Origin of the sequence: Flavobacterium sp. FlaQc-30, from assembly GCF_044005885.1 — a bacterium.
Taxonomy (GTDB): domain Bacteria; phylum Bacteroidota; class Bacteroidia; order Flavobacteriales; family Flavobacteriaceae; genus Flavobacterium.
Genome location: NZ_JBIPCO010000009.1, coordinates 190127 through 211879, shown reverse-complemented (window position 1 = coordinate 211879; position 21753 = coordinate 190127). Strand labels below are relative to the sequence as shown.

At 33.0% G+C, this 21753-nt stretch carries 18 protein-coding genes; 12 read left to right on the top strand and 6 right to left on the bottom strand.

The window, feature by feature from the left end:
* Nucleotide 1 precedes the first annotated feature (1 nt).
* Nucleotides 2-1504, top strand: a complete 1503-nt coding sequence (locus tag ACHRV0_RS19345; RefSeq protein ID WP_395442129.1) for a SusD/RagB family nutrient-binding outer membrane lipoprotein — start codon at nucleotides 2-4, stop codon at nucleotides 1502-1504.
* Between the two features lie 174 nt (nucleotides 1505-1678).
* Here the strand turns inward: ACHRV0_RS19345 and ACHRV0_RS19340 are convergent, their stop codons facing one another.
* On the bottom strand, nucleotides 1679-2584 hold the full coding sequence (locus ACHRV0_RS19340) for a DUF6607 family protein (protein ID WP_089055850.1): 906 nt from the start codon (nucleotides 2582-2584) through the stop codon (nucleotides 1679-1681).
* Nucleotides 2585-2688: 104 nt separating this feature from the next.
* Between ACHRV0_RS19340 and ACHRV0_RS19335 the strand changes: the two genes are divergently transcribed.
* The 11 genes from ACHRV0_RS19335 (at nucleotide 2689) to ACHRV0_RS19285 (ending at nucleotide 17384) form a co-directional block, all read left to right on the top strand.
* The gene (locus ACHRV0_RS19335; RefSeq protein WP_395442128.1) at nucleotides 2689-4803 is read left to right on the top strand and encodes a TonB-dependent receptor plug domain-containing protein; all 2115 of its coding nucleotides are present in this window, start codon (nucleotides 2689-2691) and stop codon (nucleotides 4801-4803) included.
* A 17-nt stretch (nucleotides 4804-4820) separates the two neighbouring features.
* Nucleotides 4821-5912, top strand: a complete 1092-nt coding sequence (locus ACHRV0_RS19330) for an HmuY family protein (RefSeq protein ID WP_395442127.1) — start codon at nucleotides 4821-4823, stop codon at nucleotides 5910-5912.
* Nucleotides 5913-6145: 233 nt separating this feature from the next.
* The gene (locus tag ACHRV0_RS19325) at nucleotides 6146-7627 is read left to right on the top strand and encodes an SGNH/GDSL hydrolase family protein (RefSeq protein ID WP_395442126.1); all 1482 of its coding nucleotides are present in this window, start codon (nucleotides 6146-6148) and stop codon (nucleotides 7625-7627) included.
* An 82-nt stretch (nucleotides 7628-7709) separates the two neighbouring features.
* A complete protein-coding gene (locus tag ACHRV0_RS19320) occupies nucleotides 7710-9041 on the top strand; it encodes a GDSL-type esterase/lipase family protein (protein WP_395442125.1) in 1332 nt (443 codons plus the stop codon).
* A gap of 1 nt (nucleotide 9042) precedes the next feature.
* Nucleotides 9043-10722 (top strand): MBOAT family protein, encoded by a 1680-nt coding sequence (locus ACHRV0_RS19315; protein ID WP_129025837.1) that lies wholly within the window; start codon nucleotides 9043-9045, stop codon nucleotides 10720-10722.
* Between the two features lie 291 nt (nucleotides 10723-11013).
* Nucleotides 11014-12366: a signal recognition particle protein gene (ffh, locus tag ACHRV0_RS19310; protein WP_012022351.1), complete on the top strand. Its 1353-nt coding sequence runs from the start codon at nucleotides 11014-11016 to the stop codon at nucleotides 12364-12366.
* A gap of 126 nt (nucleotides 12367-12492) precedes the next feature.
* Nucleotides 12493-13380: a bifunctional 5,10-methylenetetrahydrofolate dehydrogenase/5,10-methenyltetrahydrofolate cyclohydrolase gene (locus ACHRV0_RS19305; RefSeq protein ID WP_395442124.1), complete on the top strand. Its 888-nt coding sequence runs from the start codon at nucleotides 12493-12495 to the stop codon at nucleotides 13378-13380.
* A 365-nt stretch (nucleotides 13381-13745) separates the two neighbouring features.
* A complete protein-coding gene (locus ACHRV0_RS19300; protein ID WP_395442123.1) occupies nucleotides 13746-14714 on the top strand; it encodes a magnesium transporter CorA family protein in 969 nt (322 codons plus the stop codon).
* Between the two features lie 316 nt (nucleotides 14715-15030).
* Nucleotides 15031-15645: a hypothetical protein gene (locus ACHRV0_RS19295; RefSeq protein WP_129024581.1), complete on the top strand. Its 615-nt coding sequence runs from the start codon at nucleotides 15031-15033 to the stop codon at nucleotides 15643-15645.
* Nucleotides 15646-15649: 4 nt separating this feature from the next.
* On the top strand, nucleotides 15650-15940 hold the full coding sequence (locus ACHRV0_RS19290; RefSeq protein WP_395442121.1) for a winged helix-turn-helix domain-containing protein: 291 nt from the start codon (nucleotides 15650-15652) through the stop codon (nucleotides 15938-15940).
* Nucleotides 15941-15998: 58 nt separating this feature from the next.
* On the top strand, nucleotides 15999-17384 hold the full coding sequence (locus ACHRV0_RS19285) for a DUF4173 domain-containing protein (protein WP_395442120.1): 1386 nt from the start codon (nucleotides 15999-16001) through the stop codon (nucleotides 17382-17384).
* Between the two features lie 48 nt (nucleotides 17385-17432).
* Here ACHRV0_RS19285 and rluF read toward each other — a convergent pair whose 3' ends face one another.
* The 5 genes from rluF to ACHRV0_RS19260 all read right to left on the bottom strand — a co-directional run bounded on the left by rluF (nucleotide 17433) and on the right by ACHRV0_RS19260 (nucleotide 21753).
* Nucleotides 17433-18257, bottom strand: a complete 825-nt coding sequence (rluF, locus tag ACHRV0_RS19280; protein WP_395442119.1) for a 23S rRNA pseudouridine(2604) synthase RluF — start codon at nucleotides 18255-18257, stop codon at nucleotides 17433-17435.
* 152 nt (nucleotides 18258-18409) lie between these two features.
* Nucleotides 18410-18754 (bottom strand): antibiotic biosynthesis monooxygenase family protein, encoded by a 345-nt coding sequence (locus tag ACHRV0_RS19275; RefSeq protein WP_395442118.1) that lies wholly within the window; start codon nucleotides 18752-18754, stop codon nucleotides 18410-18412.
* A 50-nt stretch (nucleotides 18755-18804) separates the two neighbouring features.
* Complete coding sequence (locus ACHRV0_RS19270) at nucleotides 18805-19665, bottom strand: alpha/beta fold hydrolase (protein WP_395442117.1); 861 nt, start codon at nucleotides 19663-19665, stop codon at nucleotides 18805-18807.
* Between the two features lie 210 nt (nucleotides 19666-19875).
* Nucleotides 19876-20655 carry a zinc ribbon domain-containing protein gene (locus ACHRV0_RS19265; RefSeq protein WP_089055864.1) on the bottom strand — a complete coding sequence of 260 codons (780 nt, stop codon included), beginning with the start codon at nucleotides 20653-20655 and terminating at the stop codon, nucleotides 19876-19878.
* Nucleotides 20656-20658: 3 nt separating this feature from the next.
* The gene (locus ACHRV0_RS19260; RefSeq protein ID WP_395442116.1) at nucleotides 20659-21753 is read right to left on the bottom strand and encodes a Nif3-like dinuclear metal center hexameric protein; all 1095 of its coding nucleotides are present in this window, start codon (nucleotides 21751-21753) and stop codon (nucleotides 20659-20661) included.

Below are 21753 nucleotides of genomic sequence, written 5' to 3'. Positions count from 1 at the left end.
CATGAAAAAAATAATTTATTTTTTAAGTGTTTTAGCACTTACAAGTTCTTGTAGTGATTTGACGGACTTGAATACAGATAAAAAAAATCCTTCAGAGGTGCCCGCAGCTTCACTTTTTACTAGTGCCCAAAAAGGTATTGCAGAGCAAGTTGTTAATACTAGTGTAAATAAAAACATATTTAGACTAGTGAATCAACAATGGACAGAGACTACTTATATTGATGAATCAGTTTATCAATGGACAACCAGAAATATTTCAGGAAATCATTGGAATGCCTATTTATCTGGAACAACAACAAATGATGGATCTTTAAGCGATTTAGTCATGGCAAGATTAGCAGTAGAAAATGAATTTATCTTAGCTTCTGATCCTGATTTTGCAGCAAAGACTGCAACAAAAAAGAATCAACTTGCTTTAATTGATATTTTAACTGTTTATTCTTATCAGATTTTAGTAGATACTTTTGGAGACATTCCGTACACAGATGCGTTAAAAGGCTCAGGAAATTATCTTCCAAAATATGACAAAGCTGTTGATATTTATAAAGATTTGATTGTACGTCTTGATAACGATATTGCTAATATTGAGACAGGATATGCTGCATTTGGAAATGCAGATGTTATTTACAGAGATAATTTAGTCTCTTGGATAAAATTTGCAAATAGTATTAAACTGAAACTAGGGATAAATCTTAAAGCTTCGGGCTTGGAAGATGCTATTGCAAATGCTGCTATTATTTCTGCGTCAAAAAATGTATTTGTATCTAATGCTGATAATGCGAAAATAGTTTACGAGAAAAATGTACCAAATACTAATCCGCTTTTTGTAGATTTAGTTTTTGGAGGCAGACACGATTTTGTGCCCGCTAAACCATTTGTAGATGCATTAGTAGCTAAGAATGACCCTAGAACAAAAGCTTATTTTGCTCAAAATTTACAAGACGAAGATGGAAATCCGTTGCCATATAAAGGAGGAGTGATTGGAGTTAAAAATAGTTTTGGAAAATTTACACATATCAGTGATTTAATCCAAGCGCCTGATTTTAAAGGAACATATTTGGATTATGCAGAAGTTGAGTTTTTATTAGCAGAAGCAGTAGAAAGAGGTATTGCTGTTGATGGCAGTGCAGAATCTCATTACAATAATGCGATTAAAGCTTCAATGCAAGATTGGGGAATGTCAACAGCTGCAGCCGATGCTTACTTAGCACAGCCAACAGTAGCGTATAGTACTGCTGCAGGGACTTGGCAGCAAAAAATTGGAGAGCAAGCTTGGTATGCTATGTACAATAGAGGTTTTGAAGGATGGACATTTACAAGAAGGTTAAATTTCCCTGCCCTTACGCCGCCGCCAAATGCTGATGCAGCTGCAAATGGACAAATTCCCTCAAGAATGGCTTACCCAATTCGAGAACAGACTTTAAATGCTACAAATTATAATGCTGCTGCTGCCGCAATTGGGGGAGATAAATTGTCTACAAAACTATTTTGGGATATAGATTAAATTGTTTTAATCATTAATTAGTGGTGTTTCTAACCATTTTAGATTGACTGTTTTTTAATGAAAAAAAATACAGATAAAGGGTCTAAGTTAATAGTTTAGACAAATTTAACTTCAAAGTAAAAAGCCGATAGTCCTAAAACTATCGGCTTTTTTACAACTAACACAAACATTTTTTTATTTTACGAACTTGTTGATGATAGCATCACTCTCAGCTTTTGTTGCGTTTGGTTTTAAGTCAAACAAAAGAGAATAAAGTGCTTTTCTGTCAACTTTAGCTTCTAAGTTTAGATCTTGATGTCTGTCGAATAAAGTTTGCCACTTATCACGAACATTTTTCCAAAGTGCATTGTTTGCAACCCACCATTTTTGACCAGCGATACATTTAATATCTGGTACTTTTGTGTAAACATCAAATCCTTTTTCCTGAGCTAACAAAACATCTTTTCCGCTGTCATCTCTAACCAATTTGTCATTATCTTGCTCATGATTCCAGCCAGTTGCCGTGATTTCATGAATGTTTCTTCTTTTTAAAACATTGTAATCATTTCGGTGAGTTTGCTCTCTTCTTGGTAATGGTGCATCAGCAACGTTTGCCCAATAATCTTTTCCGTCAACATGTACCCAAGTTGATGATCCTTCGTATCTCGGGCTGTCATCTACTTGATATACTTTTTGAGTCCATTGCCCTTTTACGGCTTTTTTATCTAACTTTTTATACTTCCAAGAAGTTCCTTTATCAAATGAATATAAGTCTGTGTTTTCGTAAAGCCAATCTTGTCTCCAGTGTTTAATAATCATATCATCACTTACAATTAATAAGTGCTGCATCACAATTTTGTTAGGAGTGTCTTCTAGCAATTCTACCCATTCTAAAGCAGATTCATGCTTAGTTTGTGAAGGTTTGTATGTTGCTGAATCTTTAGCATATTGAAAAGTTTCTGCAAAATTAAATTTCACTTCATAACAACCGCACATCGATTTGATCGATTTAATGTCTTGCTGTTTTTTTGCGTCCTGACTGAAACCAAGGCTGCATGTCAAAGCCATAATGGCTGAAAAGTAGAGGCTTTTTGAAATCATAACTTATTGTTTTGTTTTTAAATTTTTGCAAATATATAAATTTTATTTAGAACAATTAAAAATAGTTATATATTTGCATCGATTATTAAGACTGAATAAAAATAATGAAACTAAAATTGATCCTTTTTGCAGCATTGCCCTTTTGTCAAATTTCTTTTGCACAGCAAAAAGATACTATTGCCTCACGAGAAAAACTTTCTGAAGTTGTTGTTACCGGGCAGTTTGAGCCACAATCAATTAAGAAATCGGTGTTTAATGTTCGTGTGATTTCAAATCAGGATATACAAAATTTAGCAGCAAATAATTTGGCTGATGTTTTAAATCAATATTTAAATATTACAGTAAGACCAAGTGGAACAAGCGGTCGATCTACAGTTTCTTTATTTGGATTAGACGCACAGTATTTTAAAATTTTGATAGATAATGTTCCGTTGGTTAATGAGGCAGGTTTAGGAAATAATGTTGATTTATCGCAAATCAATTTAAATGATGTTGATCATATTGAAATTGTTGAAGGTTCAATGGGAGTTACCTATGGAGCTAATGCTGTAAGTGGTGTTTTAAATATTATAACCAAAAAATCTTCGAAATATAAATGGGGAATTACAGCATCAGTTCAAGAAGAAACTGTTAGCGATGAATATTCTCTTTTTAAGGAAGGACGCCACGTACAGGCTTTAAAAGTATCTCATACCTTTAATAAAAATTGGTATTTTTCATTAGGTGCCAATCGAAATGATTTTCAAGGATATTTGAGTGATAAAAATGGAATTGATTATAGTGAAAATGATGGTACGAGAGGATATAGATGGCTTCCAAAAGATCAGTTAAACGGTTCGGCAGTAATCGCATACCATAAAGATAATTTTCGATTTTTCTACAAATTCGAGTATTTGGATGAAAATGTAGATTATTATAATAGTACAGTACAATCTGGGTATAATTCTACTTTAGGTTCGTATCGTTATGCAGATGACAAACGATATTTAACAAATCGTTATTTTCATAACTTAAATGCGACAGGTAAACTGTTTTCACAATTGAATTACAATGTTTCTCTTTCCCATCAAAAACAAGCACGTGATGTAGAAGATTTTAGATATTACTTATCTACTAAAACAGAAGCAAATAATGTTACGGTCAAAGATCAGTCGATGGAAGTGCTTTATTCTACAGGAACGTTGAATAACTTTTTTTCAGACAAAAAAGTTGATCTGCAAATTGGATATGAGTTTGTTAATAATCGCGGTTATTCCCTTGTTCAAGAAGCAAATAATATTATGTCGCCTGTTCGAAAAACACTTGAAAACTACGATTTTTTTGCTTCTTCAGAAATCATGGCAACGCAGCAATTTTCTATTAGACCAGGAATACGATTTTCTGCACAATCTCAATTTGATAATCAATATGCTTCATCTCTTGGTTTGAGATATTTGTTTGATAAAGGAGTTGAACTTCGAGGTTCTTATGGAAGCTCATTTAGAACACCGACTTTCGAAGAGTTATATTCAAAACAAATCTTTGACGGACATTTTTTTACTGGAAACGAAAATCTTATTCCAGAAACAAGTATGTCTTATGAAGCTAGTCTTAAAAAAACAACGGTTTTTTCATCAGGAATTCAACTTTCAAACACGTTTGCTGGAAGTTATTTAGATGTTGATGACAGAATTGATATGGCTTTGGTAAGATTCAATCCTGACACAGGTAATCCAGAATACGAATACGTTAATATCAGTAAATACAGAATGTGGAATTTCTCGACAATGAATCAATTTAAAAAAGGCAATCTATCTTTTAATTTTGGTGCAGCGATTGTTGGAATTTCTCAAGAGATAAAAAATCAAGAATTTACATCAGACGATAAGTTTCTTTATTCCTTTAATTTAAATGCAAGTGCATCGTATATAATTCCAAAATGGAAAACTATAATTTCTGGTTATTATAAATACAATGGCAGAACACAGCAGTTTGTAGAAGGTTCGTCATCTTATCTTTTATCTACAATCGACCCAAGCAATTGGCTTGATGCTTCAATTCGACAAAATTTCTTTAAAGATCAATTTGAAGTCACTTTAGGAGCAAGAAATATTCTTAATGTCACCAATGTAATACAATCAGGTACAAATCAAAATGCGGTTCATGCTTCACCAGGAGAAGTAATGCTGGCATACGGCCGTTCCTATTTTTTAAAATTAGCATATAACCTTAATCTTTAATATAAATACAGAATACAATGAAAAAACTTTTATTTTTATCAATAGCCCTATTGTCGCTGGCAGCATGTTCAAGTGATGATGATAGTACTCCAGTTGAAGTTCCAACGGTAGGAGAAACGTTGAAAGAATCAGTAGGTGGAGCAAATCAGCCCAATCAAGTTTATCTTGATTTAAGTACTGCAGAATCTAAATCTGTAAATAGAGGAGCTTGGGATTTTGGATTTTCTACAGGTACAGATTTTAGAGTAATCCTTAATGGATCAATTAGAATGGCTGTTAAAAAATTAGAGACATCTGATATTACAGTAGCACAAGAAATCGATATAAAAGTTTTAGCAGGAGGAGGAGAAACTCAAGCTTCAAACGGATATGTTGATAATCCTACAGGGGTTTTGGCAGGTGCTGGAGCAGGTATCGGAACAGCAATTGCAGAAATTTCTGCTACAGATGCAGATAATAAAGTTTATTTGGTAAATCTTGGATATGCAGTAGGAACTGCAAAAGCAAATCCTGGTAATGTTGCAGTTGATGGAGATCCTAGAGGATGGAAGAAAGTTAGAATCTTAAGAAGCGGTAATGGGTATAAAATTCAGTATGCTGATTTAGCTTCAAAAACGTTTACAGAAAAAACAGTTTCTAAAGATGCCGATTTTAATTTCACATTTTTTAGTTTAACTTCAGGAAATACGGTTTCAGTTGAACCTGCAAAAGCGAAATGGGACTTAAACTTTACTGTGTTTACAAATTATTTAAACATGGGACCTGGTGGTGAAGTTACTTACGCATATTCAGATTTTATTACTACAAATTCAAAAGGAGGAACGCAAGTTTACCAAGTTTTAGTTTCTGCAGGAGGATCTTACGCTGATTTTACAAAGGCAAAAGTTGTAGAAGATAGTTTTAAACCTTCTGTTACTGATCAAAGAATGATTGGAGCTAACTGGAGAAATGGCGGAGGACAAAATGGTTCATTACCAAGTATTAGAACAGATCGTTTTTATGTAGTTAAAGATGCAGCAGGAAACTATTATAAAGTTAAATTCCTTACCATGACAAATGATGCAGGAGAAAGAGGGAATGTTGTTTTAGAATACGCTATCTTGAAATAATACAGTACTAAAAACATTAAAAATTCAGTTAATCATTAGCTTTGTTTTTTTATTTTTTTTTTGATAAAGAGGTTAGATTTTTCTAGCCTCTTTTTTTTGTTTTCTTTATTGTTAAAATGAGCAAAAAATGAACGATTTAATTCTATCTTTGCGCATTATTTTTTTCAAACAGAATTAATAGGAATTTTGATAATTAATTCTTGAAATCCTACCTTTCAAATTATAATTAGTAAGTGAATACAAAATCATATTTCTTTCAGTCTTTTGCAATCGTAGCATTAGCGTTTGTAGCTTTCATTGGATTTAAGCAAATCTTGCCAGATAAGATTTTTTCTGACAGTAAAGTAGATTCAAAAAATGTACTAATCGACAGTCTGCTTTTAGAGTCTGTAGCAAAAGATTCCTCGTCTTTAGAAAGTGACAGCATTGCAGAAAGCGAACGTAAATTGGGTCAGGAAAAAATTGTATATGATGCATCTGAAGGAATTGAGTTTCCATCAGAAACATTTGATAACTATAAAGGATATCAATACCTGATTTCTTTTTATGAAAAATTATATCAGCTGGAACAGAATCCGCAAAGTAGAGTAAGAATTGCTTATTATGGTGATTCGATGACAGATGGTGATTTAATTGTACAAGACGTTCGAACAAATTATCAAGATCGATTTGGCGGAAACGGAGTAGGTTTTGTGCCTATAACATCAGAATCTGCAGCCTCACGCGGATCAGTAAAATCGACTTATTCTAAAAACTGGAAAACCCAATCTTATTTAAATGTAAAAAGACCAACTAGTCCTTTTGGTGTAAACGGACACGTGTTTTTTGCAAATGACAAATCAAACACAACTTGGGTTCAATACGAAGCCGGACTTCCAAAACATACAAAAACCTTAGATAATCCAACCTTATTTTACGGAAGATCTTCTAAAAAAGGAAATGTAAACTTTATAATCGGAAAAGATACACTTCGAAAAACGCTGGCTCCAGGTAATCTAGTAAACAGTTTAAAAGTGACTTCAGGAAGTATAAAAGCATTTAAAGCAAACTTTATTCATGCCGATTCAATTCCAATTTATGGATTTAATTTTGATAATGGCAGCGGTGTTCATGTTGATAATTTCTCTCAAAGAGGAAATTCAGGACTTCCAATTTCGATGTTCGATGCCAGTGTAATGAAGGCTTTTAATAACAGCTTAAAATACGATTTGATTATTCTTCATTATGGAACCAACGTATTGAATTATGGAACCAAAAATTATTTTTGGTATGAAAAAGGAATGACAAAAACCGTTAATAAAATAAAAGAATCGTTTCCTGGAGTTTCAATTTTAATTGTTTCAACCGCAGATAAATCGACTAAATATGATTTAGAAATGAAAACAGATTCGGCCGTTGTTCCTTTAATGAAAGCTCAAAAAAGATATGCATTAGAAACAGAATCCGGATTTGTTAATTTATATACCTTAATGGGAGGTGATGGTTCGATGGTAAAATGGGTTGACGAAGCCCCAGCAAAAGCCAATAAAGATTATACACACTTTAATCAAAGAGGTGCAAAAGCAATTGGTAATTTGTTGTACAATCAATTAAATAAAGGTTACGAACAATATAAAGTTTTACGTGAAAAACGCGAATCTGGCGTTACAACTAGAACAAGTAAAAAGCCAAAAACAGATTCCGTATCTGTAAAAATAGACAGCGTAAATGAATAGACTAATTATTTTCTTTTGTTGTCTTTTTTTCTCAACAAACGATAAAACTCCCAAGACAGATTCACTTTCAATAACAAAAAATATGATTCATAAGATTGATACAGCAGTAATTGAGCCTATTTCAGGTAATCAAATTTATAATGCGGTTGTATTAGAGTCGTTTTTTAAGAAAGTAAAGGATAATGAAAGCAATAATAATCATAAAATAAATATTGCCCACATTGGAGATTCTCATATTCAGAGTGATTTAATGACCAATGAAATCAGGAAAAATCTCCAGCAAAAGTTTGGAAATGCTGGGCGAGGTTTAGTTTTTCCTTATCAATTGGCAAAAACAAATGGTTCTTACAACGAACGTTTTTATTCAAACAGAGCATGGGAAAGCTATCGCAATATTCATCCTTTTAAAAATTGTCCCGTTGGTTTAAGCGGAATTGCACTTTGGAGAGATAATGACGGTTTTGCTGTTGAATTGAATATTAAAGATGCTGCTTATAAATTTAATTCCATTTATATTATAACACCTCAAAATCAGGATATGTTTAATTTGGCGACATCAACCCAAACAAAAACAATTCAGACAACAGAGCGAAAAGTCATAACACATAAAATAAAAAAAGGAGAAGCAATTTCGACGATTGCAGATAAATACAATGTGTCGATTGCCGAAATAAAAAGAGACAATCACTTAAAATCTAATAATATTCGTGCCGGAAGAGTATTAAAAATTTCAACCAATGAAACTAGACCAAAGAATATTGTAAGTTCAGAATTTGTCACTTTAGATTTAGAATCAGATTCGTTTTCTCATACCTACCATTCAGACAAACCGTTGGATAAGATTTATCTACTTCCCAACAAAAATGCAGAGAAATATGAGCTTAACGGAATTGTTCTAGAAAAAGATGCTCCAGGGATTATTTATAGCGGAATAGGTGTAAATGGCGCAAAGTTTTCAGATTATAATAAATACCCTTTGTTTTTTGAGCAGTTAAAATCATTGCATCCAGACTTGTTGGTTCTTTCGCTGGGAACAAACGAAAGTTATGATCATATGGAAAGTGCTGCCTATATAGAAGAATTACGTGATTTTATAAAAAAAGTAAAAGAACATAATAGTATTGTTTCTATAATAGTTACAACTCCGCCGCCTTCGCTGCTCAAAGCTAGAAGACCAAATATTTATATCAGAGATTACGCAAAAAGTATTCTTGAAATTGCAAAAACAGATGGTTTTGCAGTTTGGGATTTATATGGAGAACTTGGTGGAATGGACGGAATTCGAAATCTGAAAACTACCGGATTAATTGGACCAGATTGGGTTCATTATTCCAAAAAAGGATATGAAAAACAAGGCAGTTTGTTTACAGAGGCATTTTTAAAAGCATACGAAAATTTTAAATTAAAGAATTAAATTGATAACAATAGACAGCATTAATGATTGGTTCATAGGTCATTTTGGTGCAATTACAATAGAACAAGTAAAAAGCTGGTTTATCTATAATCCAGACGAAAAACTATTATTTAATACGGGATTATTCTTAGGATTATTTCTTGTTTTTTATTTTGTGTATGGCTTTTTGCGCAAAACATTTTATTTAAGATTAACCTATGTTATTCTCTTCTCGCTTTTCTTTTATTATAAGTCAAGCGGAATTTACTTTTTACTGTTGCTGCTCTCTTCAGTTGTAGATTATGGGTTAAGCCAAATTATCTATAATGAAACAAAAGACAGTCGAAAAAAACTATATCTGGTTATAAGTGTAATTCTAAATTTAGGATTACTTGGATATTTCAAGTATACCAACTTTATGATTGCGACTTACAATGATATGTTCAATGGGAATTTTAAGTTCCATGATATATTTCTTCCAGTCGGAATTTCATTTTATACTTTTCAATCGATGAGTTATATTATTGAAATTTATCGAGAAGAAATTAAGCCTACAAAAAATTACATCGAATATTTGTTTTTCGTTTCCTTTTTCCCGCAATTAGTTGCTGGGCCAATTGTGCGTGCCAAAGATTTCCTGCCGCAGATTTATCAAAAATTAAATCTAACGAAAGAAGATGTCAACAACGCTTTGTTTTTGATTATTGGAGGATTAATTAAGAAAACAGTAATTTCAAATTACATTTCAGTAAATTTTGTCGACCGTGTTTTTGATACACCAATGAGTTATACTTCATTCGAAAACTTAATGGCATCCTACGGTTACGCTATTCAAATTTATTGTGATTTCTCTGGATATTCAGATATGGCAATAGGAATCGCTTTATTACTCGGATTCAAATTACCAGCCAACTTTAGAACACCCTATAAATCTACATCGATTACAGATTTCTGGAGAAGATGGCATATTTCGCTTTCAACTTGGCTAAAAGATTTCTTGTACATTTCTATAGGTGGAAATAGAGAAGGATCATTTGCAGGATATTTATTCCCGAGTTTATTCTTTTTCGGATTGCTGTTGTGGGGAATAACAAGTTACAGCACTAGTGTAATTCCGTTAGTAATTGCATTTGGTTCAATTGCACTTTTCTGCTTGTCTTTTTTACTTTCAAGCAAACGCCGACAAACTTTAGTAACCAATCTGAATTTGTTTACAACAATGCTTTTAGGGGGATTGTGGCATGGAGCAGGAGCACAATTTATTGTTTGGGGAGCATTACACGGTTTGGCATTAGCCGTTCATAAAATTTTTATGGAATTTTTTCCATCCAAAAAAGAAGGTTCAAATTTCTTGTGGAGATTCTTTTCAATCGTAATTACATTTCATTTTGTAGTTTTCTGCTGGATCTTTTTCCGTGCAAGAGATTTCGAAACAGCTTTGCAGGTAATTAATAATATCGGTCAGTTAACTTTCGAACCAGAACATTGGCAGGCAATAATTTTAGGGTATAAAAATGTATTTTTATTAATGCTGTTTGGATACGTTTGGCATTTCTTGCCGGAAGTAATAACAGATAAAATGAAATTCGTTTTTGACAAAACACCATTATTATTAAAAGCAGTAATTCTAGGTTTCGTTTACTGGATTGTTTATGCAACAGCGGTAGCCGGTTCACAGCCGTTTATTTACTTCCAGTTTTAATTTTAAAGGTTCATAGCTGTAAAGGTACAAAGGCGCAAAGGTTTTATCCTTTGCGCCTTTTTTGTTTCTCGCAGATTTAGCAGATATAGCTGATTTTTGTGTTTACTCTAAAAAGTAATCTGCCCAATCTGCGAGAGTGAAAAAATAATTTTCGCAATTAGGGAAATTTAGTGTAATTCGTGGCGAAAAAACTTTGCGCCTTCGTGTCTTTGCGGCAAAAAATGCGTATAAATAAAAATTGCCTGAAATAGCTATTTAGATTATCTTTGCACTTCAAATAAAGAAAATAGTATGTTTGATAATTTAAGTGATAAGTTAGATAAAGCGTTCCATATATTAAAAGGACACGGTAAAATTACAGAAGTAAACGTTGCCGATACCTTAAAAGAAGTTCGTCGTGCCTTACTTGATGCCGATGTTAACTTTAAAATTGCCAAAGATTTTACAACCAAAGTAAAAGAAAAAGCAATTGGTCAGGACGTTTTAACAACGCTTCAGCCAGGACAATTATTGGTGAAGCTGGTAAAAGATGAGCTGACAGAATTAATGGGAGGTGATGTTGCCGGAGTTAATTTATCTGGAAATCCAAGCGTTATTTTAATGTCTGGACTTCAAGGTTCTGGTAAAACTACTTTCTCAGGAAAATTAGCGAACTTCTTAAAAACAAAGAAAAATAAAAAACCACTTCTTGTAGCGTGTGATATCTACCGTCCTGCGGCGATTAATCAGTTGCATGTTGTTGGAGATCAAATAGGTGTTGAGGTTTACTCAGAACCAGAAAACAAAAATCCTGTAGAAATTGCTCAAAATGCAATTAAACATGCAAAAGCAAACGGTTTCAACGTAGTTATTGTCGATACAGCCGGGCGTTTAGCAGTTGATCAGGAAATGATGGATGAAATTGCACGTGTTCACAAAGCAATTCAACCACAAGAAACATTGTTCGTTGTAGACTCTATGACAGGACAAGATGCTGTAAATACAGCAAAAGCCTTCAACGATATCTTAAATTTTGATGGAGTTATCTTAACGAAATTAGATGGTGATACTCGTGGTGGAGCTGCAATCTCGATTAAATCGGTTGTAAACAAACCAATCAAATTTGTGGGTACAGGCGAGAAGATGGAAGCAATTGATGTTTTCTATCCAGATCGTATGGCTGAGCGTATTCTTGGTATGGGTGACGTTGTGTCGCTTGTAGAAAGAGCTCAAGAACAATTTGACGAAGAAGAAGCAAGAAAACTTCAAAAGAAAATCGCTAAAAACGAATTCGGTTTTGATGATTTCCTAACGCAGATTCAACAAGTAAAGAAAATGGGTAATATGAAAGACTTGGTTGGAATGATACCAGGAGCTTCAAAAGCCATGAAAGACGTAGAGATCGAAGATGATGCTTTCAAACATATCGAAGCAATCATTCACTCGATGACGCCAGGAGAAAGAAGCAAACCAGCCATAATCGACGTAAAAAGAAAAGCCAGAATCGCAAAAGGTTCGGGAACTAAAGTCGAGCAGGTAAATCAGCTGATGAAGCAGTTCGACCAAATGAGCAAGATGATGAAAATGATGCAAGGTCCGGGCGGAAAAAATCTGATGAAAATGATGGGAGGCATGAAAGGAATGCCAGGAGGAATGCCGAGATAATAAAATTAAAAGTTTCAAGTTTCAGGTTTCAAGTTAGAGACTGAAATTTGAAACTTTTTTAATTACATAAATATTTAAGTTTCGCAAATAATGTGAAACATGAAACTTTAAACTTGAAACAACAAAATGCAACTACTAGACGGTAAAAAAACATCTAACGACATTAAAAACGAAATTGCAGCCGAAGTTCAATCTATAAAAGCAGCAGGAGGAAAAGTACCTCATTTAGCAGCAGTTTTGGTTGGAAACAACGGAGCAAGTTTAACTTACGTAGGAAGTAAAGTAAAATCATGTCAAGAAATCGGATTTGATTCAACTTTAGTGAGTCTGGCGGAAACAATTACCGAAGAGGAATTGTTAGCTAAAATTAAAGAGTTAAACGAAGATGACAATTTAGACGGATACATCGTTCAGTTACCGTTGCCGAAACACATCGACGAGCAAAAAATCTTATTAGCGATCGATCCTGATAAAGATGTAGATGGATTTCACCCAACAAATTTTGGTAGAATGGCGCTTGAAATGGAAAGTTTTATTCCAGCAACACCATTCGGAATTATGGAATTGCTTGAGCGTTACAAAGTAGAAACTGCAGGAAAGCATACCGTTGTAATTGGAAGAAGTCACATCGTTGGACGCCCAATGAGTATCTTGATGAGCCGTAAAGGAAATCCAGGAGATTCAACCGTTACCTTAACTCACAGTCGTACTAAAGACTTAGCCGAATTCACTAAAAATGCCGATATTATTATTACAGCTTTGGGAGTTCCTGAATTTTTAAAAGCCGATATGGTAAAAGAAGGAGTAACGGTTATTGATGTTGGAATTACGCGTGTAGACGATGCATCAAACCCAAAAGGATATGTTATTAAAGGTGACGTAGATTTTGACGGAGTAAGCAAAAAAGCAGCATTCATTACCCCAGTTCCAGGTGGAGTAGGACCAATGACAATCGCAATGTTGTTAAAAAATACACTTTTAGCACGCAAAATGCGAAGTGCAAAAAACAAATAAAATTGCCTAAAAATATAAAAAAGCCTGTTCTATATAGAACAGGCTTTTTTATTGCATTAATTTTTTAAACACATGGAAACATAGAATTTAATTTTCAAAAAAGAAATGCAAAAGAGAAACAAATTTCTTTCACATAGTTTACTCGGACTCCAGCTATGTTTATTTAAATAAAGTGAAATGACTTTTTTACAGTTACAAAATTGATGTTTCTATGTGTTTAAAATCTACGCAAAGATCCATTTTAATATAGAATTAATAGTTTAAAGTTTTCGTTCTTAAAAATAAAGGATACTTTTGCACCACTTAAAAAACACATGCCCAAATGGACGATTATTATTCGTTAGTATTAAATTAAAAGCAGCTTTTTGAAAATTTCAAAATGCTGTGATAACACCCCGTATTTTGAAATGAAAGCCTTTTACACAAATGACAACGGATTACTAGAAGTCTCAGAATGGACTCCAAACTGCTGGATTAATATTGAAGATCCATCAGAAACAGAAAAAAAATACTTACTCGAAGAACTTCAAATTCCCGAAGCTTTTTACAATGATATAGAGGATATCGATGAAAGACCCCGTATAGAAATTGAAGACGGCTGGACGCTTATTATCATGCGTGTTCCTATAAAAAGTAACGATATCAAACTTCCTTTTCAAACCATTCCGCTTGGCGTAATTTTCAAAGACGATGTTTGCGTTACAATTACGTTTTACAAAACAGAAATAATATATGATTTTATGTTGTATTCACGACGTAAAATCATTCAAGTAAAAGACAATTTAGATTGGGTTCTAAGATTGTTATTGTCATCAAGTGTTTGGTATTTAAAATACCTAAAACAAATCAATCAGAAAATAAAACTAGCCGAAGATAATTTAGAGAAGTCAATAAAAAATGAAGAATTGCAGGCATTACTCCAAATCGAGAAATGTTTGGTTTTTTTCATTACCTCATTAAAAGCAAACGATGTTTTGTTTCATCGTATAAAAAATCTGCGAGCGTATAAAGCAAGCTACGATCCGGATTTGTTAGAAGATGTAGAAATCGAATTAAGCCAGGCACAAGATACAGCCAATATTTATAGTAACATCTTAACTGGAATGATGGATGCTTATGCATCTGTAATTTCTAATAATATGAATGATATTATGAAACAGATGACCTCAATTTCTATCATCCTTGTGATTCCGACCTTAATTGCTAGTGTATATGGAATGAACGTGCCAAATGGTTTAGAAGAAAGCAAATACGGTATCTGGATTATTCTTTTTGTTTCATTTTTATTTTCAGCTTTTGGCGTGTTTTTGTTCAAAAAGAAAAGATGGTTTTAGAATTTAAGAATTGAAAATAATATAAATGCCTGTTCGTAAGAATAGGCATTTTTCGTTTTGCGCATTGGGCGTGACCATATTTACAAAAAGGCGCTCCAATCTTTACGCTTATGAGCGCCTTTGTGCAAATACGGTCGGGCTATCCATGCTGCTTCGGCAGCTTATTTCTATCCCTCACGCACCTTACCAGACCTTGTGTTTTCTTGTATAGCTTTCAAAACTTTGCAGGAATTTACATTATTCTCGAAAATATTTTATACTTTTTACTTGCCAATTCAAAATAAGTAATAACTTTGTACTGCAAAGTACTTTTATTATGAATCAAAAACACCAAGAAGATTTAGCACACATTCGTTCCATGATGGAGCGTTCTTCAAGATTTATATCCTTAAGCGGACTTTCGGGAGTCTTTGCTGGACTTTCAGCCTTGATAGGAGGATTATATGTGTATCAGCTATTTAAGCTTAATGGGATTGAGTATTTTACAGATGAGCATATTTTGCTTTCAGGTAGTCTAGTTTCTCATTTGTTTTTGACAGGAATCGTAATATTAGTATGCGCTTTTGTATTTGGAGCCTTTTTTACAATCAGAAAAAGCCGAAAATACAATTTGCCAATTTGGACATCTGCAACAAAAAATATGCTGTTTAATCTTGCTGTTCCGCTTACTGTGGGAGGTATATTTTGTCTAGCTTTAATGTATCATGGAAATTATGGTTTAGTTGCACCATCGACTTTGATATTTTATGGACTTGCAGTTGTAAATGCAGAAAAATATACTTTCTCAGACATAAAGTATTTAGGTTTTTCTGAACTTGTTTTAGGATGTATTTCGCTTTTTTATATTGGATATGGATTGATATTTTGGATCATTGGATTTGGAATCCTGCATATTGTATACGGATTAGTGATGTTCAAAAAATACAAATAACCTAATGGGAATTATTGATAAATTAAATAAAGATTTTGAAAGCCGTGTCAGACTGGGTATTATGTCCGTTCTGATGGTCAACGACTGGGTAGATTTTACCGAGATGAAAGCGCTTTTAAATATCACCGATGGTAATTTAGCAAGTCATTCCTCTGCATTAGAAAAGTCACAATATATCGAAGTTAAGAAAGAATTTGTGGGCAAAAAGCCTAAAACATCTTATCAAGTAACACCGCTTGGCCGCGCGGCGTTTAAAGAACACCTTTCTTACCTCGAGAAATTAATGAAATCGTAATAACTATATTTTTTTGTCTAATTACTTTGAAATGCAAAGTACTTTTAAAAATTTAATCATGAAAAAACATCAAATTATTTTAGTTTGTACAGTAATCTTTACTTTACTTTTTTACAATCAAAATCCAGGAGTTAATATTGGTATTTTTGGTGTAATTTTAACATTGTTAACTAGTTACTTCTTTCAAGAGAAGTTTGTTGATAGATCGCATTTAATTTTGGTAATCACATCAATCTTGTCATGTTTCGCTTTTGCGTGGTATGGAGATGCAGCTTCTTTTTTTGCTTTAGCATTTTCAATTCTTTTTTTACAGTTTAAAACTCAGGACGGAGAACTTAAAATAGTACAGATCTTTCCGTTAATTTTTTTAAACGGATTTACTTCAATTGGGCGTATTTTTATCTTTAGTCAATGGCTTCCTGAGCGAAAAATTCACAACGATTTTGCTAAGAAATTAGTAGCCTTTGTTGTTATTCCAGTCGTCTTTTTGGGATTGTTTTTTATCGTTTATTCTTTCGGAAGTGCACATTTCTCTTCATTGTTTACAGATTATACTTTAGATATTAATATTTTTCAGTTAATCTTAATTACCATACTTGGGTTTTATATTTCATTTAGTTTTTGGAATTATTGGGTTCCAGATGCTTGTTATGAATTTAATCCAAAGTTAAACAATGAGTTTACTGATATTTCTGAAGTAAAGAGCCAAAGTACATTTTCATTTTTAGATCTTGATTTCGAAAGAAAGAGTGGTGTAATTACTTTGATACTGCTTAATATTTTGCTTTTAATTTTTATCGGAACATACAATTATGAGCAGTTTTTTGAAGTTGCGGATAAAGCAAATTTAAGCGCTGATACACACGAACGTGTAAATGCTGTGATTTTTTCAATTTTGATGGCCGTTGGTGTAATTCTGTTTTATTTCAAAGGCGGATTCAATTTTGATGAAGAAGCAACATCATTAAAAAAACTCGCTAAAGTCTGGATTATTCTAAATGCAGTTTTGATTGTTAGTACTATTATAAAAAACTCAGAGTATGTTTCTTCTTTTGGATTAACATATAAACGTTTAGGAGTTTACGCTTTTTTAATTTTGGCAATTATAGGTTTAGTTTATACTTTTTTAAAAATTACAAAACAAAAAACAAATGCTTACTTAGTCAATCAAATGGTTTGGTATTTCTACGGAACAATTTTAGTTTGCAGTTTTGTGAATTGGGGAAATCTTATAACCAATTACAATATTTCGGTAAATAAAGGAGTAGAGCCAGTTTTTTTAAGTGAATTGAATTTTAATGATGATGCTCGCCGTGACTATTTCAAGAAAAATAATTTAAGCGGAAAATATTCAGAAGGCCTTAGAGAAGAATCGATTTTGAATTATCAGAAGGAAGACTTTTTATCTAAAGCATTGTATTATGAATTTTTGGATAAAAAGTAAATAGAAACAAAAAAATCCCATATGTTATAAACGTATGGGATTTTGTATTTAGTTTTCTCCTCTTTTCTTAAATCTAGGATCGTGTTTAGAAATAAAGGTTGTTCTTCTGCTTGAAGGTTTACTAGGAGTTTCAACTTTTGGTAAACTTGCTTCTTCAGTTTTGCTCGAAGGTTCAATTAACTGATTTAATTCTTTGATTTCATCATCAGTCAAATCGCGGTATCGACCAACCGGAATGTCCAAAGAAATATTGATGATTCTGATACGTTTAAGAGCCGTAACTTCATAACCCAAATATTCCGCCATTCTTCTAATCTGACGGTTTAATCCCTGCGTTAGAATGATTTTGAAAGTGTATTTACTAATTTGTTCTACTTTACATTTTTTAGTAACAGTATCTAAAATAGGAACACCATTTCCCATTCGCTGAATAAAACGATCTGTGATAGGTTTGTTTACTGTAACCGTATATTCTTTTTCGTGATTGTTTCTAGCGCGTAAAATCTTGTTTACAATATCGCCGTCATTGGTCATAAAAATTAGGCCTTCACTGGCTTTATCCAACCTCCCGATTGGAAAAATACGTTTAGGATAATTGATGTAATCAACAATGTTATTTCGAACTTCAAGATTAGTGGTACATTCAATTCCAACAGGTTTGTTGAATGCTAAATAAACCAGTTTTTCGTGCTTTTCAACAATTAGTTTTCCGTCAATGCGTACTTCATCATCAGGTGAAACTTTAGTTCCCATTTCAGGTACAGCACCATTTATTGTAACACGTCCTTCCTCTATAAGTTTATCAGCTTCACGACGCGAACAATAGCCAGTTTCGCCAATAAATTTATTCAAACGTTTTAAATTCTCTTCCATACTGCAAAAATAGGCAAAATTTAGGACTTCTTAGATTGTTAGACTTCTTAGAATTTTAGATTTTCACAATCTTGTCAGGAATGACAAAAATGGGGTTGGATTATCAAAATAAAACCTTTGTTCCTCTGAACCTCTGTAACTTTGAGCCTTTACTAAGAATGAAATTGAGAACTGTCCTCTGGAGTTTCTTTTCGATCAAACATTCCGTAATCACGAACAACAGTTGCAATTCTTAAATGATAATCTTTAAAAACTTCATTGCGTCCTTTTGCCTGTGCGTGACGATGCATTTCAAGATTTCTCCATTGCTGAATGCTCTCTTCGTCTTTCCAAAAAGATAGTGATAGAACCTTGTCAGGATTATTAATGCTCTGAAAGCGTTCTATTGAGATAAAACCTTCGATGTGGTCTAATTCAGGACGCAGTTTTGCTGCAATATTTAAATATTCTTCTTTTTTTCCTTCGTTAGGAATAACTTCAAAAATCACTGCTATCATTTTAATTTTAAATTTTAGAAAAAAAAAAACTTTGTCCCTTTGAGCCTCAGTTACTTTGTCCCTTCAGAAAAAAGAAACTCAATTACTTTGTTGTACAGTGCATCATCGTGCATTCCGTGGCCTAAACCTTTGGTTTCTATAAATTGACTGTTTTTCCAGTTACTGTGAATTTTTTTTCCTTCTGCAAAAGCAACGACATCATCTGAAGTGTCATGTGCAATAAAACCTTCAACATTAAATTCTGAAGCAAATTTTTGTCCTGAAAAATCTTCAAGCTTAAAATTGAATCGATCTAAAAACTTACTTTCTAAAAGTGAAAACATTTTAGTGTTCAGACTTAACATTGAAATATAGTTATCAATTAAAGTTTTCAAGTCTGATGGAGCTCCCAGAATAACCATTTTATTTATACTCGTATTCGGAAATAAGTATTGGTGATACACGCAGGCTGCACCGCCAATCGAGTGGCCAATTATAATTGTCGGCTGGTATTTTTCTACTGCTTTGTTTATAAATTCGGCATAAAGCGGAACATTAAATTCTTTACCGCTGCTTTGACCGTGGGCAGGAGCGTCAATTGCTATAATGGTACTTCCTGATTTTTGAAGATGCGGAAGCGTTTTTTTCCATCTTGAAGCATTGCTTTCCCAGCCATGAACTAATAAGATTTTAGTTTCGTTTCCTTTCCAGATATAAGTTTGAAAATGATGTTCGTTAAGGTTAAAAGTTTCCGTTTCCGTATGTCGCAAAATTTTTGGAAGAGCTTCTTTTTGTAATCGTCCAATTCGAGGTTGGCTAAAAAGGGCATAAGAAAGCTCAACGGCTTTTTGAGGACGAACATAGCTTAAAAAGTTAATGTATTGCCCAACAGATTTTAAAGTAATAAAACGGATTCCTTTTTTAATTCCCAAAATAAATAATTTAGTGGTAAAATAATATTCGGGAATCGATCTAAAAAAGTTTCGCCACGAATTACACAAATTTAGCACGAATTTTTATTCCATTTAGAAACAAATTAAAAATTAGTGAAAATTAGTGTAATTGCTTCGCCTATTCGCTGTCACTCGGGTCGCGGCAAAAAAAAGATATAAAAAAAGTCCCGATTAAATCGGGACTTCTATTTAGAATTTTGAGAACAATTGTTCCATTTTTTCTTTTTCTTCTTCAGCTAATGCGCTGTCAACTAAAATTCTTCCAGAGTGCTCATCAGTAATGATTTTTTTTCTAGAAGCAATCTCAACTTGAGTTTGCGGTGGAATAGTAAAGAATGATCCTGCTGAAGCTCCTCTTTCGATAGAAACTACTGCTAAACCATTACGAACACTAGTTCTGATTCTTGTATAAGCTGCTAATAATCTGTCTTCGATTTGGCTTGAATACTCAGCAGATTTCTCAGATAAGAAAATTTCTTCTTTTTGAGTTTCTGCCATGATAGCGTCAAGTTCAGATTTTTTATGTTTTAAATGAGAACTTTTTGCGTCAAGCTTTTCTTTTAAGTTAGATATAACTTCTTTTTTATGCTCGATAGAAGCTTTCATTTCTTTGATTTGCTTTTCAGCCAATTGAATTTCTAATTCTTGAAATTCAACCTCTTTAGTCAAAGAATTAAATTCTCTGTTATTACGAACTGATTCTTGTTGTTTTGTGTATTTTTTGATAACCTCTTTATGCTCATCAATACCATTTTTCTTAGACTTGATTTGCTCCTCAATTACTTCAAGTTCACTTTTCAGTTTCTCTGAACGCGTGCTTAAACCTGCAACTTCATCTTCTAAATCTTCCACTTCTAAAGGAAGCTCACCTCGTACGTTTCTGATTTCGTCAATTCTAGAGTCAATAAGCTGTAAATCGTATATTGCTCTTAACTTGTCCTCAACACTTAATTCTTTCGTATTCGCCATATTCTATAAGTACTTAACTGGATTTGTATTTTCTTCTGATAAAATGATGGCAAAATTAAGGATTTTTTTTCGAAGATAATCAACAATATAGTTTTTTGTATAGCGTTCGCTCTCAAAATGACCAATATCTGCTAAAAGTAATCGATTTTCAGCTTCGTAAAACTGATGGTATTTTAAATCAGCAGTCAAAAAAGCATCCGCTCCAGCATTAATTGCATTTTTTATGGCAAAGCTTCCTGAACCACCTAGAACGGCTACTTTTTTTATTTTCTTTCCTAAAAAAGCAGAATGACGTATTCCGTCAGCGATCATTTTTTCTTTTACAAAAGGAAGAAAATCTTTTTCATTCATTTCAGTTTCAAACTCGCCAATCATTCCCAAACCAATATTTTGATGTGAATTTTGAAGATCGTAAATTTCATAAGCGACTTCTTCGTAGATATGATTCGCTAATAGCGCTTTAAGAATTTTAGACTGCAAATGTTTTTCAAAAACAACTTCAATTTTTATTTCCGTTCCAGTATGTAATTTTCCTTTTTCTCCAATTACAGGATTGCTGTCTTCGTTTCCTTTAAAAGTAAAAAAACCTTCAGTGTTAAAACTGCAATTATCATAATTACCAATAGTTCCTGCGCCGATGTCAAACATGGCATTTCGAACTTTTTCAGAATTATCTGGAGTAGTATAGGTTACTAATTTTTGAATGAAATTTTGTTTCGGTATCAAAACTTTCGTATTGGTTAATCCCAAAGCATCACAGAAAATTTTATTAACGCCTGCAGAATGATTGTCTAATGCAGTATGAACGGCATAAATTGCAATGTCATTTTTGATTGCTTTTAAAATCGCGCGTTCAACATAATTTTTCCCCGTTATTTTTTTGATTCCAGAAAATAAAATAGGGTGAAAACAAACTACCAGGTTGCAGTTTTTTGCAATAGCTTCGTCAATGACAGTTTCTAAAGCATCATGACAGACTAAAACACCAGTGCTTTCGGTTTCAGTATTTCCAACTAAAAGACCAACATTATCAAAATCTTCGGCGTAAGCCAAAGGCGCCATTTCTTCTAGAACTAATACTATTTCTTTGATTTTCAT

Excerpts from the sequence above, each read along its gene's own strand:
- ACHRV0_RS19290 (WP_395442121.1), top strand. The coding sequence starts at position 15,650 with ATGGGAATTATTGATAAATTAAATAAAGATTTTGAAAGCCGTGTCAGA.
- ACHRV0_RS19275 (WP_395442118.1), bottom strand. The coding sequence starts at position 18,754 with ATGATAGCAGTGATTTTTGAAGTTATTCCTAACGAAGGAAAAAAAGAA.
- ACHRV0_RS19320 (WP_395442125.1), top strand. The coding sequence starts at position 7,710 with ATGATTCATAAGATTGATACAGCAGTAATTGAGCCTATTTCAGGTAAT.
- ACHRV0_RS19260 (WP_395442116.1), bottom strand. The coding sequence starts at position 21,753 with ATGAAAATCAAAGAAATAGTATTAGTTCTAGAAGAAATGGCGCCTTTG.
- ACHRV0_RS19330 (WP_395442127.1), top strand. The coding sequence starts at position 4,821 with ATGAAAAAACTTTTATTTTTATCAATAGCCCTATTGTCGCTGGCAGCA.
- ACHRV0_RS19335 (WP_395442128.1), top strand. The coding sequence starts at position 2,689 with ATGAAACTAAAATTGATCCTTTTTGCAGCATTGCCCTTTTGTCAAATT.
- ACHRV0_RS19340 (WP_089055850.1), bottom strand. The coding sequence starts at position 2,584 with ATGATTTCAAAAAGCCTCTACTTTTCAGCCATTATGGCTTTGACATGC.
- ACHRV0_RS19345 (WP_395442129.1), top strand. The coding sequence starts at position 2 with ATGAAAAAAATAATTTATTTTTTAAGTGTTTTAGCACTTACAAGTTCT.
- ACHRV0_RS19305 (WP_395442124.1), top strand. The coding sequence starts at position 12,493 with ATGCAACTACTAGACGGTAAAAAAACATCTAACGACATTAAAAACGAA.
- ACHRV0_RS19295 (WP_129024581.1), top strand. The coding sequence starts at position 15,031 with ATGAATCAAAAACACCAAGAAGATTTAGCACACATTCGTTCCATGATG.
- ACHRV0_RS19265 (WP_089055864.1), bottom strand. The coding sequence starts at position 20,655 with ATGGCGAATACGAAAGAATTAAGTGTTGAGGACAAGTTAAGAGCAATA.
- rluF (WP_395442119.1), bottom strand. The coding sequence starts at position 18,257 with ATGGAAGAGAATTTAAAACGTTTGAATAAATTTATTGGCGAAACTGGC.
- ACHRV0_RS19285 (WP_395442120.1), top strand. The coding sequence starts at position 15,999 with ATGAAAAAACATCAAATTATTTTAGTTTGTACAGTAATCTTTACTTTA.
- ffh (WP_012022351.1), top strand. The coding sequence starts at position 11,014 with ATGTTTGATAATTTAAGTGATAAGTTAGATAAAGCGTTCCATATATTA.